We start from the raw sequence: 15,314 nt of genomic DNA on the forward strand, positions 1-15,314 counted from the left end.
CCAGCTCCCCGACAAAAGGGGATTGGCGCATTCGGGGCTGCATTACAGGAAGATGGGCTTTTCCACAAGCGCGAGCGATGCAGGGGTGGGTTGCGACGTCTCACGCCGCGCCCGATGGCTGGGCAATGGGCCGCGCCGATCAGCGCCTCAACCGGCCCGCTTCTGCAGGGCGGGCGCTGCCGCCTTGGCTTCCGCGACCAGCAGGTTGAGCAGCGCCTTGGGCGGCAGCGGCGGCGAAAACAGGAAGCCCTGCACCTCGGTGGCCCCCTGCGCCCGCACCAGCGCCAGCTGCTCTTCGGTCTCCACGCCCTCGGCCGTGGTCGACATCCCCAGCGAGCGGCCCAGGCCGATCACCGCCTCCATGATGGCCTGGCTGTCCTTGCGCGAGGTCAGGTCATGCATGAAGGAGCGGTCGATCTTGATCTTGTCGAAGGGGAAGCTGCGCAGATAGCTCAGCGAGGAATAGCCGGTGCCGAAATCATCCATGGAGATACGAACGCCCATGCCGCGCAGTTCGTGCAGCGCCTTGAGCGTGGTCTCGTTTTCCGCCAGCAGCAGCGATTCGGTTATTTCCAGCTCCAGCCGCGACGCCGGCAAGCTTGCATCGGCCAGCGCCGACTGCACCAGGCTCACCAGGTCGCGGTTTTTGAACTGGATCGGCGACAGATTGACCGCCACCCGCACCGCGCCGGGCCATTTGGCCGCCGCCTTGGTCGCTTCGCGCAATACCCATTCGCCGATCGGTACGATCAGTCCGGTTTCCTCGGCAATGGGAATGAACTCGACAGGCGACACCGTTCGGTCGCCATGGTCCCAGCGCAGCAGCGCCTCGACGCAGATAACCCGGTTTTCCGCCAGCCCCAGCAATGGCTGGTAGACCAGGCGCAATTCGTGGCGGGCCAGCGCCAGCCGCAGCCCGGCCTCGATGGACCGGCGCTGCTGCAGATCGGCGTCCATGCCCGCCTCGAAGAAGTGATAGGTCGAGCGACCCTCGCTCTTGGCCTTGTACAGGGCCAGATCGGCATTCTTGACCAGCGTATCGGTCTTGACCCCGTCCCCGGGACCCACGGCAATGCCGACACTGGCGCCGATTTCGATCATCTGGCCGCCGATCAGCATGGGCTGGCCGATCGACTGGATGATCCGGTCGGCCACCCGGGCGGCGGCGTCGGGTCCGTCGATCGGGCGCATCAGCAGCGCAAATTCGTCGCCGCCCAGCCGCGCCAGCACGTCGGTTTCCCGCGTGGCGCCCCATAGCCGCGCCGAGGCCTGCTTGATGACCTCGTCGCCCACCGCATGGCCCAGCGTGTCATTGACCGCCTTGAAATGATCGAGGTCGATATAGAGCACCGCCGCCATTTCGCCCCGGCTGAGGCCGGACTCCGCCTTGGCCATCTGGTCAAGAAACTCGATGCGGTTGGGCAGGTCGGTCAGCGCATCGTGCCGCGCCAGGTGCTGGATGCGCGCCTCGTTCTGCTTCTGCTCGGTAATGTCCTCATGGGTGGACACCCAGCCGCCATCCTTCATCGGATGGTGCTGCATCATGATGGTACGGTTGTTCAGCTCATGGATGTTCTTGCCATATTCGCGCCGAGCGATGACATCGCGGCGCCAGGCGATATATTCCTCGCGCGTGCCGCCCGTGCTCATGCCCATATCGAACAGATGCCCCAGAATATCCTCGAGCTGGGTACCGGCACGCAGCAGGTGTTCGGGCAGGCCATAGATGCGCGCATAGGGTTCGTTGCAGATCACCAGCCTGCCGCGCGCATCCATCATGCACAGGCCCTGGCTGATATTGTTGACGGCTGCGTCGAGCCGGATGTTCTGCCGCTCCAGCTCGAGCTTGCGCTTCTGCACCACTTCGGTCAGCGCGACCTCGTCGGTAATGTCCTCATGGGTCACCACCCAGCCCAGCGCCGCCGAATAGGCATGCGCTGTTTCGATGGTGCGGCCGCCCCGCACCACTTCCTGGCTCTTGAGCCGGGCGCCGTTGCGGTTGGCCAGCAGCTCGCCGGTATAGGTCTCGTAGAATTCCTCCGGGCTCATGTCCGGATGGTTGCCCAGGCGCGAACTGAGCTGTACCACATCCTCCAGGCTCATGCCGCGCTGCAGCGCGTCATCGGAGAACCCATAGAAGTCGCTATAGTGCTGGTTCCACATCACCAGGCGGAACTGCGGCGACCAGACACAAAACCCATAAGGAATATTTTCAAGCGCGGCATCAAGCAGCAATGCTTCCGCCATTTCGCTCAAGTTGCCAGCGTCTGCTGCCCGCACTCGACGAACCCTTTCGTTCGGCGACTAATATGACGCCGATGTGAACGCTAGTAGCAACCGCTTAACGATACATTAAGGACAATGGCGCAGGGCCGGCGAATCGTCCCGCCGGCCCCATTGTGAGCGTCAGGAACGACCAAGCAGCCGGTTGCGGGCGGCAAAAGTCTTGAGCCTCAGCCCGTTAAGCCGGATAAAGCCTTCGGCATCATGATGGTCATAGCTGCCGCTGCCTTCTTCAAACGTCACCAGGTCCATCGAATAGAGCGACATCGGCGAGGTCCGCGCGATGACGCTGGCACTGCCCTTGTAGAGCTTGATGGTGACCTCGCCGGCGACGAATTCCTGGCTCTTGTCGATCAGCGCCTGCAGCATTTCGCGCTCGGGCGCATACCAGAAGCCATTATAGATCAGCTCGGCATAGCGCGGCATGATCTCGTCCTTGAGATGGGCGGCGCCGCGATCGAGGGTAATGGATTCGATGCCCCGATGGGCCACCAGCAGGATCGTGCCACCCGGCGTCTCGTAGACGCCGCGACTTTTCATGCCGACAAAGCGGTTCTCCACCAAGTCGAGCCGACCCACGCCATGCTTGCCGCCCAGCTCGTTGAGCTTGGTCAGCAGCGCCGCAGGCGACAGGGTCACGCCGTTGACCGACACGGCATCGCCCTTGTCGAAGCCCACGGTGATGATCTCGGGTTCATTGGGCGCATCCACGGGATCCACCGTGCGCTGATAGACATATTCGGGCGCCACATCGGCGGGATCTTCCAGCACCTTGCCCTCCGAGGAGGTGTGCAGCAGATTGGCATCCACCGAAAACGGCGCTTCGCCGCGCTTGTCCTTGGGCACCTGGATCTGGTGCTTTTCGGCATAGTCGATCAGCTGGGTGCGCGAGGAGATATCCCATTCGCGCCAGGGCGCGATCACCTTGATCGAGGGGTCGAGCGCATTGGCGGTCAGTTCGAACCGCACCTGGTCATTGCCCTTGCCGGTGGCGCCATGGGAAATGGCATCGGCGCCAACTTCCTGGGCGATCTGCACCAGCCGCTTGGCGATCAGCGGCCGGGCAATCGAGGTGCCCAGCAGATAGACGCCCTCATAGACCGCATTGGCGCGGAACATCGGGAACACGAAGTCGCGCACGAATTCCTCGCGCAGGTCCTCGATGCGGATATCCTTGATCCCCATCAGCTCGGCCTTCTTGCGCGCCGGCTCGAGCTCTTCGCCCTGGCCGAGATCGGCGGTGAAGGTCACCACCTCGCACTGGTAGGTTTCCTGCAGCCATTTCAGGATGATCGAGGTGTCGAGACCTCCCGAATAGGCCAGCACGACTTTCTTGATGTCTTTTGCCATGAGCTCTGTCGTTCAAATGGTGATGATGTGGGAGGATAGACCAACTCAAACGCAATAATCTTGCCAAAACTTCACGTCAGAGCCCACCTGTGGCATGAAACGCCACAGATCCTGTCGGAGAAAGCACGTTATGCCGCCAACGCTTGATGCCATCGATCGCCGCATTCTGCGCGTGCTGCAACAGGACGGGCGCATTTCCAATGTGGACCTGGCCAATCAGGTGGGCCTGTCACCCTCGCCCTGCCTGCGCCGCGTGCGCCTGCTCGAGCAGTCCGGCATCATCGACCGCTATGTCGCCGTGCTCAACCCGGCCCGGATCGGCATCGGCCTGACGGTCTTCGTGCGAGTCTGGTTCAAGACCCAGGACGCCGCCGTCACCCAGCAGTTTGCCGAAACCGTGCGCGGCTTCCCCGAAGTGGTGGAATGCTATCTGACCACCGGGGAATGCGACGCCATCATGCGGGTGGTCACTGCCGACCTGCACGCCTATTGGCGCTTCCAGTCCGATCACCTGACCCGCATCCCAAGCGTGCAGAGCGTCAAGACCGACGTGCCGATGGAAACCATCAAGGCCAGTACCGAACTGCCTTTGCTCTGATCCCGGCCGCGCACTGGCAAGCGCCGCGGCCCTGCGCTAGAGCTGATGGCATCCGCTGCGCCGCTTCTCCGGGAAACCGCCATGCCCGCCTTTGTCCCCGATCTTGCTGTCATCCTGGCCTTTGCCCTGGCCGGCTTCGTGCTGGCCGTGACGCCCGGGCCGGACATGGCGCTGTTTGTCTCGCGCACCATGAATTTCGGCAAGCGGCACGGCTTTGCCACCGTGCTGGGCGCCCTGACCGGCATCGCTGTCCACACCATGCTGGTGGCCTTCGGCATTTCCGTGCTGATCGTGGCGGCGCCCGCCGCCTTCTGGGCGCTCAAGATTGTCGGTGCACTCTATCTGGTCTGGCTGGCCATCCAGGCCATCCGCAGTGGTGGCGGCATTCTGGTCACCCGTGCCGGCGGCAAGGCGCCCAGCCTGGCCCAGAGCTACATGACCGGGCTCGGCATCAACCTCACCAACCCCAAGGTGGCGCTGTTCTTCGTCACCTTCCTGCCCCAGTTCGTCTCCGCCAGTGATCCGGATGCCGTGGGCAAGCTGCTGTTTCTGGGCGTCGAATTCGTCGCCGTCTCGCTGCCCGTGGTCATTGCCATCGTGCTGTTCGCCCAGTGGCTGACCAGCACGCTGCGCGACAATGCCTGGGTTTCCAAGGCACTGAACTGGAGCTTCGCCGCTGTCTTCATGGCCTTTGCGGCGACAATCTTGCTGGCCGAAGGCCGCAAATAGGAACGCCTGGGCCGTTCACCCGTTGGCTTGCGTCATATAAGGGGGCCTGCCATGGACGTTCTGCGCATCATTCTGTCGGTCATCATCCCGCCCGTCGGGGTCTTTCTCCAGGTCGGCCTCGGCCTGCATTTCTGGCTCAATATCCTGCTGACCCTGCTGGGCTATTTCCCCGGCCTGATCCACGCCGTCTGGATCATCCTGCGCAAATAGGCACACCGCTGCCGGCTAGAGCTTGAACTGATAATATTTGATGGTGTCCTCCGCCCCGCCGAAACGGCGATACAGGCCATTGGCCGCGTCATTGTCGAGCTCGGTGCCCAGCCAGGCCTCCGCACAGCCCAGTTCCCGCCCCCAGGCGAACAGCTCGGCCAGCATGGCCGTGGCGATGCCCTGGCGCAGATGCGACGTCGCCGTGCCAACCTCATCGACATAGAGCTCGCTGACCTTGTCGGGATGGTGATGCAGCACGCCGGCGCATTGGCCCACAACCAGATGGCCATCCAGCGCCAGCACCATGAGATGGCCGGACGCGTCAAGATATCGCGCCAGTCGCTCTGGATCGATGGCTTCGTCAAACACGTCGGCGGCAACCGACGAAAATAGCCCGACCTGTCCGGCACAGACGCGATGAACTCTCAAGTGCATTGCTCAACCTGCGCTTTTGCGCTGCCATCATGCCAGACTATCGCCAGCAATAGCGGCCAACAAGCAGCTAGATGATTGCGCAGAACCGCAGCAGATAGCCGTCCGGATCCTGCACACACCATTGCCGCTGCGTCAGCTGCCGGTTGCCCACCGCCTAGGTTCGGGTTTCGACGGGCACAAGCGGCGTGATTTTGCCGGCAGCCAGGCGCTGCAGCAGCGGCTCCAGATCGTCCAGCTCGAACTGGAAATTGACGCCCCGTCCAAACGGCGGCTCCAGTGCACCGGTCACCCAGTCGCGGCCCAGCCCGAGCTGATCGAGCATCAGGCCGGCGCCAGCAATGTCGACAAAGGCAAAGCCCTCGTCGGCGCGCTGATAGCGCAGGCCGAACCCCAGCACGCCGCAATAGAAGGCCAGACTGCGGTCGATATCGCTGACCGATAGCTCCGGCACCAGCACCGCAGCCATTATCCCGCCAGCGCCTCGCGGTCCTTCTTGCTCAGCCGTTCGCTTTCGCTCTTGAGCTGGCCGCAGGCAGCAAAGATATCGCGGCCACGCGGCGTGCGCACCGGGCTGGCATAGCCGGCCTTGTTGACGATATCGGCAAACCGCTCGATGCGGCTCGAGGGCGAGGTGCCATAATTGGCGCCGGGCCAGGGATTGAACGGGATCAGGTTGATCTTGGCCGGAATGCCGGCCAGCAGCCGCACCAGCTCGCGCGCCTCGGCATCGCTGTCATTGATGCCGTCCAGCATCACATATTCAAAGGTGATACGGCGCGAATTGGAAACGCCCGGATAGGTGCGGCAGGCTTCCAGCAGCTCTTCGAGCGGCCACTTCTTGTTGATCGGCACCAGCACGTCGCGCAGGTCATTATTGGTGGCATGCAGGGAAATGGCCAGCATGACGTCGATTTCGCGGCCAGTCGGCTCGATGAAGGGGACAACACCCGAGGTGGACAGGGTGATGCGGCGTTTGGAAAGGCTCATGCCATCGCCGGCCGAGGCGATCAGCAGCGCCTGCTTGACGTTATCGTAATTGTAGAGCGGCTCGCCCATGCCCATCATCACCACATTGGTGATCGCGCGAGTACCAGCGGCGGGGACCAGGCCACCATCGTCGGGGCGCGTGCCGCCGGGAAAATCGCCCAGCTGCTCGCGCGCCATCAGGATCTGCCCGAGAATCTCGCCGGCGGTCAGGTTGCGCACCAGCTTCTGCGTGCCGGTGTGGCAGAACGAGCAGGTCAGCGTGCAGCCCACCTGCGAGGAGACGCACAGCGTGCCGCGGTCTTCCTCGGGAATATAGACGGTCTCGACCTCGACGGGGGGATAGTTCGGATTGGCCGGATCGCGGAAACGGAACAGCCATTTGCGCGTGCCGTCGCTCGAGACCTGCTCGGACACAATCTCGGGACGGTCGAGGTTGAACACATCGGCCAGCTTCTGCCGCACCGGCGCCGCCACATTGCTCATGCGGTCGAAATCGGTTGTGCCATGCACATAGAGCCAGTTCCACAGCTGGCTGGCGCGCATGCGCGCCTCCTTGTCGGCCGCGATCCCCGCTTCGGTCAGCGCCGCTGCCAGCTGGGGTTTGCTCAGGCCAATCAGCGACGGCCGGCTGCTGCTGGCCGGCCGGATGGTCGAGGAATGGTCAAGGTTCAGCGCAATGCTCATGGCGTGCGAAAGGTCCGGAAACGGCGGGATTGGCCCGGCCCATAGCATATGGGGGCGCTTTAGGCAAAATCACCACGAGCGGAGCTGGAATGCGCAGCGGTCAGGTCGACAGTGCCTGAACCGGCCTAGCAGGCCGAGGCAATCGACTGCTGCGCCGCCGTGGCCCCGGACAGGGAATAGGCCTGGGTCACCTTGATGCCGGCGGCACTGGTGCCTTCCACGCTCATGCTCGAGCCGGCCCGGATCGCGGTGGCAAGCGCTTCGGCCTGGCCGGCATCATCGAGCCAGGCCGCATCATTCTGCGTGAACAGGTTGAAGACCTGCCCATCGACGCTGACCGTCGCCATGCTGTCGGGCTGGAAAGTAAACCCCGCCACCAGATTGAATTCGGTGCCGACATTTTCAGCCGGTCGGTTGGTGATGTAGATATAAGCTTGGGTATAGCCATCCGGCGCCGGCGTGACGCTTTCCGGCTTGGTCATGGCAAAGCATACCTCGCCCGCCGTGTCGGTAGCGCCATAGCTCGACCAGGCCCGGTGTTCACCCAGCAGCCGCACCTGCTGCGCGCTGGCAGCGCCGGTCAGAAAAAGCGTGCCGGCAAGAGCAAGCGCTGCAGCGGACTTCGACATCGGGGCCTCAAACGATAAGGGGCGCGGGCTCAACAAGCCCGCCGCCCGGTTATGGCGGATTGCCCGGACCGGGCAACCGCAAACTACGGCTTACTGACAGGCGGTATCAATGGCATTCATGGCGGCGGTAGCCCCGCTCAGCGAATAATTGTCGCTGGTATTGGTGCCGCGCTGGCTGGTGCCCTTGATGGTCAGCTTGGTACCGGCCTTGAAGGCCTGCACGAAACCGCCCTCGTCACCCGTCGAAGCCAGCCAGCCGGCCGAACCCTCGGTGACCATGGGATAGGACTTGCCGTCAATGCTGGCACTGGCCTGGGCATTGGTGCTGTTGAACGGATAGCCGATAATGGTCTGTACCTCGTTCTTGGTGCCCATGCCCTTGCGGTGAATGATCATGAAATGGATAGGGTCGCGGTTCGCCCCGGCCGGTTCACTGGATTGCGGCGTCGCCGAAATATAGCAGATCACCCCGCTCGCATCGGTCGCCTGCCAGGCGGTCCAGGCGTTGAATGTCCCCAGCTCGGTGGCCTGCTGCGCCTGGGCGGCAGGGGCCAGAGCCATGATCGCGCCGACCGCGAGCCCAAGCACAAGGCTTCCGGTTTTCCTCGTCATCGCCAATTTTTTCCTCATCTTGTAGGTCCGCTATGGGGGTGGAGCTGCCCGCAGAGTCTGCCCCCGACATCGTTACCAGGGCGTCAAATGCCGCCACATCTGAACGAATTTGTTTCAATTGCCTGTCAAACGCGGCAGCACTTTGACGGCGGGACACAACTGCCATCCGGTTTGCGCCGTCAGGGTTAAGATCAGGCTAACGCTGTCAGGGGTCCAGAACTCACGCCGCCAGCGGATAGCTCTGCTCCACCACATAGGGCCCGCCCCCGACCGAATCCTTGCTCGAATAGAGTACGAACCTTCCCACCGGAAAGCTGAGCGGTTCAAACCGTCCGGCTTCCGCCAGAAACCGCGCCACTTCCAGCGCGGTCGCCCCGCGCAGCCGGGCCAGCGTCACATGCGGCACGAACTTGCGCCCTTCCGGCGGCAGACCGATGCGCTGCAGCACCCGCTCCTGCGCCGCCTGCAGGCGGTTGAGCGCTTCGCTGGGCTCGATGCCGGCATAGAGCGACCTCGGCTTGTCGCCGCCAAAGCTGCCCAGATGCGTCAGCCGGACGTCAAAGCGCAGTGAGTTCGCCAGCCGGTCGAGGCCGTCGGCCACCTCATCGGCGGTCTGGTGATCGACATCGCCGATGAATCTCAAGGTAATGTGATAATTGTCGGCATCGATCCAGCGTGCGCCCGAGAGCCCGCCCCGCTTCAATGACAGGGCAAATCCCACCGGGGCGGGGATTTCGAGACCGGTGAAGAGCCGGGGCATCGGGCCCTCCTCTTGTACGCAGATCAACGCGATTCGTGCCTAGACCCTAGCACAGCCGCTCTATCCGGCCAGTCTATTCGTCGCAGCCGGGCGCCAAGCCTTGTAAACGCTTGTTTCCCCCTCCATATTGTCCGTCAAGTGGCACAAATGCCCACCGGCGGTGCAACAGACCGCTTTTTCTGGGAAAGGAACCGACTAATGGCTGAATTTGACCGTCAGACCCTCGGCGCGCGGGCCCACTCGGCCGCGGCCATTGACGAGGGCCTCCGCAGCTACATGCTGCGCGTTTATAACTATATGGGCATTGGCCTGGTAGTGACCGGCCTCGCGGCCTGGTTCGCCGCCGCTGCCGCCGTGACCACCGATCCGGCCGCCGCCGTCGGCACGCTGGCCAATGGCACCATGGTCACCCAGTGGGGTTACCTGCTGTTCGCCAGCCCGCTGCAGTGGGTGGTGATGCTCGCCCCGCTGGCCTTTGTGCTGGTGCTCAGCTTCGGCATCAACAAGCTCTCCGTGCCGGCCGCCCAGGCGACCTTCTGGGGCTTTGCCGCCATCATGGGCCTGTCGCTCAGCTCGATCTTCCTGGTCTATACCGACGCCTCGATCGCCAAGGTGTTCTTCATCACCGCCGCCACCTTTGGTGCGATGAGCCTTTACGGCTACACCACCAAGCGTGACCTGACCGGCATGGGCAGCTTCCTGATGATGGGCCTGATCGGCCTGATCATCGCCTCGGTGGTCAACATGTTCATGCAGTCCTCGATGATGGAATTCATCATCTCGGTGGTGGGCGTGCTGATCTTTGTCGGCCTGACCGCCTATGACACGCAGAAGATCAAGGAAGGCTATTCGGAGTCACATGGCGCCGATGTGCTGGCCAAGGGTGCCATCATGGGCGCGCTCAGCCTCTACCTCGACTTCATCAACCTCTTCCTGATGATGCTGCGCCTGTTCGGCAATCGCGAATAGGCCCCAGCATCCTTGATTGCATGATCAAGGAATTTGGTTGGACGACAAATCGGACCGCAGCCTACAAGGGCTGCGGTCTTTTCTTTGCCTGGATGACAAGCCGTGTCCGAATTCCGCCTGCGCCCCTTTGAGTGGGCCGACGTCCCCGCCATCACCGCCATCTACAAGCACTATGTCGAGCATTCGGTCGCGACCTTCGACCTGGTGGCACCCGGCGAGGACGTGCTGGCGGAAAAGTTCGGCCATATGCTGGCCGCCAACCATCCAGTGGTCATGGCCGAGGGGCCGGATGGCGCCCTGCTGGGCTATGCCTATGCCTCGGTCTATCGCCCCCGCCCCGCCTATCGCTTCACCTGCGAAAACTCGGTCTATTGCGCGCCTGACGCTCAGGGGCGCGGCCTGGGTTCGGCCATGATGGGCGAGATCATCAGCCAGTCGCGCGCCTTCGGCTTCAAGCAGATGATCGCCGTCATCACCGCCGAAGGCACCGGCTCGATCAAGCTGCATGACAAGCTCGGCTTCCGCCATATCGGCCGGCACGAGGCGCTGGGCTTCAAGTTCGACCGCTGGCTCGACATCGTGCACATGCAGCTCACGCTGTAGTCACAGGACCTTGACCATCGGATAGCCGGCAAGGCGCGAGCCGGGGCCGACCTGCCGCCAGCCGTGGCGCGCCGGAACCGGAGCGCGCGGCGTCTTGCTAGCCCACCACCGCCAGTTGCGGATCCAGCACGCGCAGCACCTGGGCGATGTCGTGTCCGCGCTTGAGAATGCGGCCCTGCTGGTTGGTAACGCTGTACTGGCCCTGGCGATTGCGCAGCTTGGGCAGCTTTTCCACGATGAACAGCGGCCGTTCCGAGACGCGGGCATAGATGGAAAACACCGCCCGGTCGCGCAGGAAATCCATGGCATAGTCGCGCCATTCGCCCTGCCCCACCTTGCGGCCATACACGGCCAGAATGGTGGTCAGCTCCCGCCGATCAAAGGCCACGATTATGGGCACCTTGCTGCCACTGGCAGTCGGCTCGCCGGTATGTACCAGCACGAGCGAACCCGGCTTGTCGGTTGGTGTGCCGCTTTGCACCAGTCCGCCTGCTCCATTGTCAATGCAATGTCATGATTGCGGCATTCGCGCCGCGACGCAAGACCCCTCAGGGCGACCGAAATACCCCAATGCGGTCACAATTTGTCCCTGAACCCGCCCAAATACGCCGTCACGTTACAACCATTGCCTCCAGGAGCTGGCGCCCGGGCCGACTGAGCCCCCAAACCTTGAAGCCTTGGCACCAGTCTCTTCTATTGAGTTGACCAGTCATAACTATCCCCGCCCCTGTCCCCCAGGGGCGGGGTTTTTGTCTGCGCTGCTCAGCGTTCGAAACTTGCCGCGCCCAGGATGGGACCCGGCAGGCCATCGCGCTCCTGCTGCACGATCACGGCGATGCCGGTGCTCTTGTGCGCGAGTACCTCGGGAAGTGGCAGCTTGATGGTGGCGCCGGTCTCGTATTCCCAGACCCCCAGGGCCTGCCGGCCGGTGACGACCTGGGTATAGGCCATGGTCTTGCCGGCATTGTTGCCGCGCTCGATTGCCACTTCCGCCCGATCGATATAGGTCACCAGCCAGACCACCGCATCCTGCAGCGACGCATCGGGCGGAATGGTGATCTTGAGCATGTCGCCGTCTTCGGTGATGCCGACCGGCAGGGTCAGCCTGGCCTGCCCGATCGCCCCATGCACCTCGCCACGGCGCGAGCCGACCACGCCCTTGCTGCCATTGACCACCATTTGCGGGGTAAAGATGCGCGAGGAGCCCCAGCTCTGGGCATAGGCGCGCTGGCGATCGGAATAGTCGGCCTCGCCAAAGGTGTCCTTCCAGCCCACATAGTCCCAGTAGTCGACATGATAGGCCAGGGCGACCACGTCGTCCTGCTCGGCCAGGCTGGTCAGCAGGGCATCGGCGGGCGGACAGGACGAGCAGCCCTGGCTGGTGAACAGCTCCACCACCGCCCGCGGATGCAGGCGCGTCTCCGCGCTGGCCGGACCGGCCAGGCTCCACAGGACGGCAACCCCGACAAGGGCTGAACACCAGGACACATGTTTCATGGCCATGGTTGTAAGCTGGCCGTGCCGGCCCCCGCCAGTCAAAAGAGGGTGAGACGGTTAAAACCGCCCTGCAGCGCAAGAAAATGGCGGCCACCAGGGCCGCCATTGTCATTCTGGTGCCCTAAAACTAGGCCGCGACGAGACTGCGCAGCACATACTGCAGGATGCCGCCATTCTTGTAATAGTCGAGTTCATTGGCCGTATCGATGCGGCAGCGCGTCTCGATGGTCAGTACCGAGCCATCGGCCCGGGTGATCTTGACCGGCACCATGGCGCGCGGCGCGATGGACGTGACGCCCTCGATCGAGACCGTTTCGCTGCCATCGAGGCCCAGGCTCTGCCAGCTCTCGCCATCCTTGAACTGCAGCGGGATCACGCCCATGCCGACCAGGTTGGAGCGGTGAATGCGCTCAAAGCTCTGGGCGATCACGGCGCGCACGCCCAAGAGGTTGGTGCCCTTGGCAGCCCAGTCGCGGCTCGACCCCGTGCCATATTCCTTGCCGGCAAACACCACCAGCGGCACGCCGGCGGCCTGATAGGCCATGGCAGCGTCATAGATGGCCATCTGCGAGCCATCCGGCCCCTTGGTATAGCCACCCTCGACGCCGGGCAGCATCTGGTTCTTGATGCGGATATTGGCAAAAGTGCCGCGCATCATCACTTCATGATTGCCGCGGCGGGCGCCATAGGAGTTGAAGTCCCGGGGCGCGACCTGGCGCTCTTCGAGATATTTGCCGGCCGGGGTGCTGGCCTTGAACGAACCGGCCGGGGAAATGTGGTCGGTGGTGATGGAATCAAGGAACAGCGCCAGCACCTTGGCATTCTCGACATTGGTGATGGGCTTGGGCTCCATCGTCATGCCGTCGAAATAGGGGGGGTTCTGCACATAGGTGGACGCGCTGTTCCACTTGTAGGTTTCCCCGCCATCGACCGGGATGCCCTGCCAGTTCTTGTCGCCCTTGAACACGTCCGAATAGCGGCCCTGGAACATTTCCTTTGTCACATGCGTGCGCACGATCTCGGCGACCTCGTGGTTGGAGGGCCAGATATCCTTGAGATAGACCGGCTTGCCGTCCTTGGAGATGCCCAGCGGATCCCTGGTGATGTCGATATTCATCGACCCGGCAATGGCATAGGCCACCACCAGCGGCGGCGAAGCCAGATAGTTGGCCTTGACGTCGGGATTGACGCGGCCTTCAAAATTGCGATTGCCCGACAGCACCGAGGCAGCGACCAGGTCACCGGTCTGCACCGCCTTGGAGATTTCCACGGGCAGCGGACCGGAATTGCCGATGCAGGTGGTGCAGCCATAGCCGACAAGATTGAAGCCGATCGCGTCCAGGTCGGCCGACAGACCGGCGCTGTCGAGATAATCGGTCACCACCTGCGAGCCGGGCGCCAGCGAGGTCTTGACCCAAGGCTTGGAATCCAGCCCCAGCGCCCGGGCCTTGCGGGCGACGAGGCCAGCGGCCACCAGGACCGACGGATTGGACGTATTGGTGCACGAGGTGATCGCGGCGATCACCACATCGCCATGGCCGATGCTGTAGTCGGTGCCTTCAACGGCAATGCGCGGATTGTCGGTCTTGCCGAATTCGGTCGGCAGGCCGGTAATGAACTTGTCCTTGGCCTGATCGAGCGCGATGCGGTCCTGCGGGCGCTTGGGACCCGAGATCGACGGCACCACGGTGGTCAGGTCCAGCTCGAGCGTCGAGGTGAATACCGGATCGGCCGACGCGGTCTCGCGGAACATGCCCTGTGCCTTGGAATAGGCCTCCACCAGCGCCACGCGCTCGGGATCGCGACCCGAGGTGGTCAGGTATTTCAGCGTATCGGCATCGACCGGGAAGTAGCCGCAGGTGGCGCCATATTCGGGCGCCATATTGGCGATCGTCGCCTGGTCTTCGAGGCTGAGATAATCAAGGCCCGGGCCGTAGAACTCGACGAACTTGCCGACCACACCCTTCTTGCGCAGCATTTCGGTGACGGTCAGCACCAGATCGGTGGCGGTGATGCCTTCATTGATCTTGCCGGTCATCTTGAAGCCGACCACTTCGGGGATCATCATGGTGATCGGCTGGCCCAGCATAGCGGCTTCCGCCTCGATGCCGCCCACGCCCCAGCCCAGCACGGCCAGGCCATTGACCATGGTGGTGTGCGAATCGGTGCCCACCAGCGTGTCCGGATAGGCCACGGTCTCGCCGTTCTCTTCCTTGGTCCACACGGTCTGGGCCAGATATTCCAGGTTCACCTGGTGGCAGATGCCGGTGCCGGGCGGCACCACGCGGAAATTGTCAAAGGCCGACTGGCCCCAGCGCAGGAACTCGTAGCGTTCGCCATTGCGCTCATATTCGAGCTCGACATTCTGCCCGAACGACTGCGCCGTGCCGAAACTGTCCACCATCACCGAGTGGTCGATGACCAGGTCGACGGGCACCAGCGGATTGATCTTCTGCGGATCGGCACCCAGCTTGGCCGTCGCGTCGCGCATCGCGGCCAGATCCACCACGGCGGGGACGCCGGTGAAATCCTGCATCAGCACGCGCGCCGGACGGTAAGAAATTTCCTGCTCGGAGGTGCGGGTGATCAGCCAGGTCGCCACCGCCTGGATATCGGCCTTGGTGACGGTGCTGTTGTCCTCGAAGCGCAGCAGGTTTTCCAGCACCACCTTCATCGAGTGCGGCAGGCTCGACACACCGGCCAACCCGTTCTTTTCGGCTTCCAGGATCGAGTAGTAGGTGTAGGTCTTGCCACCGACCACCAGGGTCGATTTGGACTTGAAGCTGTTTATCGAGGTCACTGTGTTTCCGCCCGTCATCTCGTGTTGCGGCAGGCGCGCCGGTTCGGGAATTGCGTCCAAAACCGCTCGGCAGCACTGCCTTTCCTGGAATGACTCCAATCTATAAGGGCTTATAGAGAAAGACGATTGGGCTTGCCAGCCCGACCTTTCGTTCAATACGAGAAGGGG

General features: G+C 63.0%; 16 protein-coding genes. 5 read left to right on the top strand and 11 right to left on the bottom strand.

Annotation, left to right across the window (positions count from 1 at the left end; genetic code table 11):
• Positions 1-147: 147 nt before the first annotated feature.
• Together AC4NN3_RS10340 and AC4NN3_RS10345 are read right to left on the bottom strand one after the other, a co-directional pair.
• Positions 148-2,247, bottom strand: coding sequence for a putative bifunctional diguanylate cyclase/phosphodiesterase (locus AC4NN3_RS10340; protein ID WP_491927018.1), 2,100 nt, complete (start codon positions 2,245-2,247; stop codon positions 148-150).
• Between the two features lie 159 nt (positions 2,248-2,406).
• Positions 2,407-3,633, bottom strand: coding sequence for an argininosuccinate synthase (locus AC4NN3_RS10345; RefSeq protein ID WP_491927019.1), 1,227 nt, complete (start codon positions 3,631-3,633; stop codon positions 2,407-2,409).
• A 130-nt stretch (positions 3,634-3,763) separates the two neighbouring features.
• On the opposite strand from AC4NN3_RS10345, the gene AC4NN3_RS10350 reads away from it, so the two are divergent.
• The 3 genes from AC4NN3_RS10350 to AC4NN3_RS10360 all read left to right on the top strand — a co-directional run bounded on the left by AC4NN3_RS10350 (position 3,764) and on the right by AC4NN3_RS10360 (position 5,170).
• Positions 3,764-4,231 carry an Lrp/AsnC family transcriptional regulator gene (locus AC4NN3_RS10350; protein ID WP_491927020.1) on the top strand — a complete coding sequence of 156 codons (468 nt, stop codon included), beginning with the start codon at positions 3,764-3,766 and terminating at the stop codon, positions 4,229-4,231.
• Between the two features lie 81 nt (positions 4,232-4,312).
• Entirely contained in the window at positions 4,313-4,960 is a 648-nt protein-coding gene (locus tag AC4NN3_RS10355; RefSeq protein ID WP_491927021.1) for a LysE family translocator, read from the top strand.
• A 51-nt stretch (positions 4,961-5,011) separates the two neighbouring features.
• Positions 5,012-5,170 (top strand): YqaE/Pmp3 family membrane protein, encoded by a 159-nt coding sequence (locus tag AC4NN3_RS10360; RefSeq protein ID WP_193337771.1) that lies wholly within the window; start codon positions 5,012-5,014, stop codon positions 5,168-5,170.
• Positions 5,171-5,185: 15 nt separating this feature from the next.
• Here the strand turns inward: AC4NN3_RS10360 and AC4NN3_RS10365 are convergent, their stop codons facing one another.
• The 6 genes from AC4NN3_RS10365 to thpR all read right to left on the bottom strand — a co-directional run bounded on the left by AC4NN3_RS10365 (position 5,186) and on the right by thpR (position 9,277).
• Positions 5,186-5,605 carry a GNAT family N-acetyltransferase gene (locus tag AC4NN3_RS10365; protein ID WP_491927022.1) on the bottom strand — a complete coding sequence of 140 codons (420 nt, stop codon included), beginning with the start codon at positions 5,603-5,605 and terminating at the stop codon, positions 5,186-5,188.
• A 154-nt stretch (positions 5,606-5,759) separates the two neighbouring features.
• Positions 5,760-6,071: a VOC family protein gene (locus tag AC4NN3_RS10370; RefSeq protein WP_491927023.1), complete on the bottom strand. Its 312-nt coding sequence runs from the start codon at positions 6,069-6,071 to the stop codon at positions 5,760-5,762.
• Positions 6,071-7,276: a dual-specificity RNA methyltransferase RlmN gene (rlmN, locus tag AC4NN3_RS10375; RefSeq protein ID WP_491927024.1), complete on the bottom strand. Its 1,206-nt coding sequence runs from the start codon at positions 7,274-7,276 to the stop codon at positions 6,071-6,073. Before rlmN ends, AC4NN3_RS10370 begins: the two co-directional genes overlap by 1 nt.
• A gap of 125 nt (positions 7,277-7,401) precedes the next feature.
• Positions 7,402-7,905 (bottom strand): invasion associated locus B family protein, encoded by a 504-nt coding sequence (locus tag AC4NN3_RS10380; RefSeq protein ID WP_491927025.1) that lies wholly within the window; start codon positions 7,903-7,905, stop codon positions 7,402-7,404.
• A 90-nt stretch (positions 7,906-7,995) separates the two neighbouring features.
• Positions 7,996-8,517 (bottom strand): invasion associated locus B family protein, encoded by a 522-nt coding sequence (locus tag AC4NN3_RS10385; RefSeq protein WP_491927026.1) that lies wholly within the window; start codon positions 8,515-8,517, stop codon positions 7,996-7,998.
• A gap of 220 nt (positions 8,518-8,737) precedes the next feature.
• Positions 8,738-9,277: an RNA 2',3'-cyclic phosphodiesterase gene (gene thpR / locus AC4NN3_RS10390; protein ID WP_491927027.1), complete on the bottom strand. Its 540-nt coding sequence runs from the start codon at positions 9,275-9,277 to the stop codon at positions 8,738-8,740.
• A gap of 198 nt (positions 9,278-9,475) precedes the next feature.
• Here thpR and AC4NN3_RS10395 point away from each other — a divergent pair, with 198 nt between their 5' ends.
• Positions 9,476-10,246 (top strand): Bax inhibitor-1/YccA family protein, encoded by a 771-nt coding sequence (locus tag AC4NN3_RS10395; RefSeq protein WP_491927028.1) that lies wholly within the window; start codon positions 9,476-9,478, stop codon positions 10,244-10,246.
• Positions 10,247-10,348: 102 nt separating this feature from the next.
• The gene (locus AC4NN3_RS10400; RefSeq protein ID WP_491927029.1) at positions 10,349-10,849 is read left to right on the top strand and encodes a GNAT family N-acetyltransferase; all 501 of its coding nucleotides are present in this window, start codon (positions 10,349-10,351) and stop codon (positions 10,847-10,849) included.
• Between the two features lie 97 nt (positions 10,850-10,946).
• Here AC4NN3_RS10400 and AC4NN3_RS10405 read toward each other — a convergent pair whose 3' ends face one another.
• The 3 genes from AC4NN3_RS10405 to acnA form a co-directional block, all read right to left on the bottom strand.
• Positions 10,947-11,330 carry a DUF2794 domain-containing protein gene (locus AC4NN3_RS10405; RefSeq protein WP_491927030.1) on the bottom strand — a complete coding sequence of 128 codons (384 nt, stop codon included), beginning with the start codon at positions 11,328-11,330 and terminating at the stop codon, positions 10,947-10,949.
• A gap of 281 nt (positions 11,331-11,611) precedes the next feature.
• Complete coding sequence (locus tag AC4NN3_RS10410; protein WP_491927031.1) at positions 11,612-12,352, bottom strand: DUF1223 domain-containing protein; 741 nt, start codon at positions 12,350-12,352, stop codon at positions 11,612-11,614.
• A 121-nt stretch (positions 12,353-12,473) separates the two neighbouring features.
• Entirely contained in the window at positions 12,474-15,164 is a 2,691-nt protein-coding gene (acnA, locus tag AC4NN3_RS10415) for an aconitate hydratase AcnA (RefSeq protein ID WP_491927032.1), read from the bottom strand.
• Positions 15,165-15,314: the final 150 nt, after the last annotated feature.

Source organism: Devosia sp. MDV22-iso42 (genome assembly GCF_058629155.1).

What these genes read in the sequence shown, in the direction of transcription:
- AC4NN3_RS10355 (WP_491927021.1), top strand. Translation starts at nt 4,313, where the DNA reads ATGCCCGCCTTTGTCCCCGATCTTGCTGTCATCCTGGCCTTTGCCCTG.
- AC4NN3_RS10380 (WP_491927025.1), bottom strand. Translation starts at nt 7,905, where the DNA reads ATGTCGAAGTCCGCTGCAGCGCTTGCTCTTGCCGGCACGCTTTTTCTG.
- AC4NN3_RS10370 (WP_491927023.1), bottom strand. Translation starts at nt 6,071, where the DNA reads ATGGCTGCGGTGCTGGTGCCGGAGCTATCGGTCAGCGATATCGACCGC.
- rlmN (WP_491927024.1), bottom strand. Translation starts at nt 7,276, where the DNA reads ATGAGCATTGCGCTGAACCTTGACCATTCCTCGACCATCCGGCCGGCC.
- AC4NN3_RS10360 (WP_193337771.1), top strand. Translation starts at nt 5,012, where the DNA reads ATGGACGTTCTGCGCATCATTCTGTCGGTCATCATCCCGCCCGTCGGG.
- AC4NN3_RS10340 (WP_491927018.1), bottom strand. Translation starts at nt 2,247, where the DNA reads ATGGCGGAAGCATTGCTGCTTGATGCCGCGCTTGAAAATATTCCTTAT.
- AC4NN3_RS10385 (WP_491927026.1), bottom strand. Translation starts at nt 8,517, where the DNA reads ATGACGAGGAAAACCGGAAGCCTTGTGCTTGGGCTCGCGGTCGGCGCG.
- AC4NN3_RS10345 (WP_491927019.1), bottom strand. Translation starts at nt 3,633, where the DNA reads ATGGCAAAAGACATCAAGAAAGTCGTGCTGGCCTATTCGGGAGGTCTC.
- AC4NN3_RS10365 (WP_491927022.1), bottom strand. Translation starts at nt 5,605, where the DNA reads ATGCACTTGAGAGTTCATCGCGTCTGTGCCGGACAGGTCGGGCTATTT.
- AC4NN3_RS10395 (WP_491927028.1), top strand. Translation starts at nt 9,476, where the DNA reads ATGGCTGAATTTGACCGTCAGACCCTCGGCGCGCGGGCCCACTCGGCC.
- thpR (WP_491927027.1), bottom strand. Translation starts at nt 9,277, where the DNA reads ATGCCCCGGCTCTTCACCGGTCTCGAAATCCCCGCCCCGGTGGGATTT.
- AC4NN3_RS10350 (WP_491927020.1), top strand. Translation starts at nt 3,764, where the DNA reads ATGCCGCCAACGCTTGATGCCATCGATCGCCGCATTCTGCGCGTGCTG.
- AC4NN3_RS10410 (WP_491927031.1), bottom strand. Translation starts at nt 12,352, where the DNA reads ATGGCCATGAAACATGTGTCCTGGTGTTCAGCCCTTGTCGGGGTTGCC.
- acnA (WP_491927032.1), bottom strand. Translation starts at nt 15,164, where the DNA reads ATGACGGGCGGAAACACAGTGACCTCGATAAACAGCTTCAAGTCCAAA.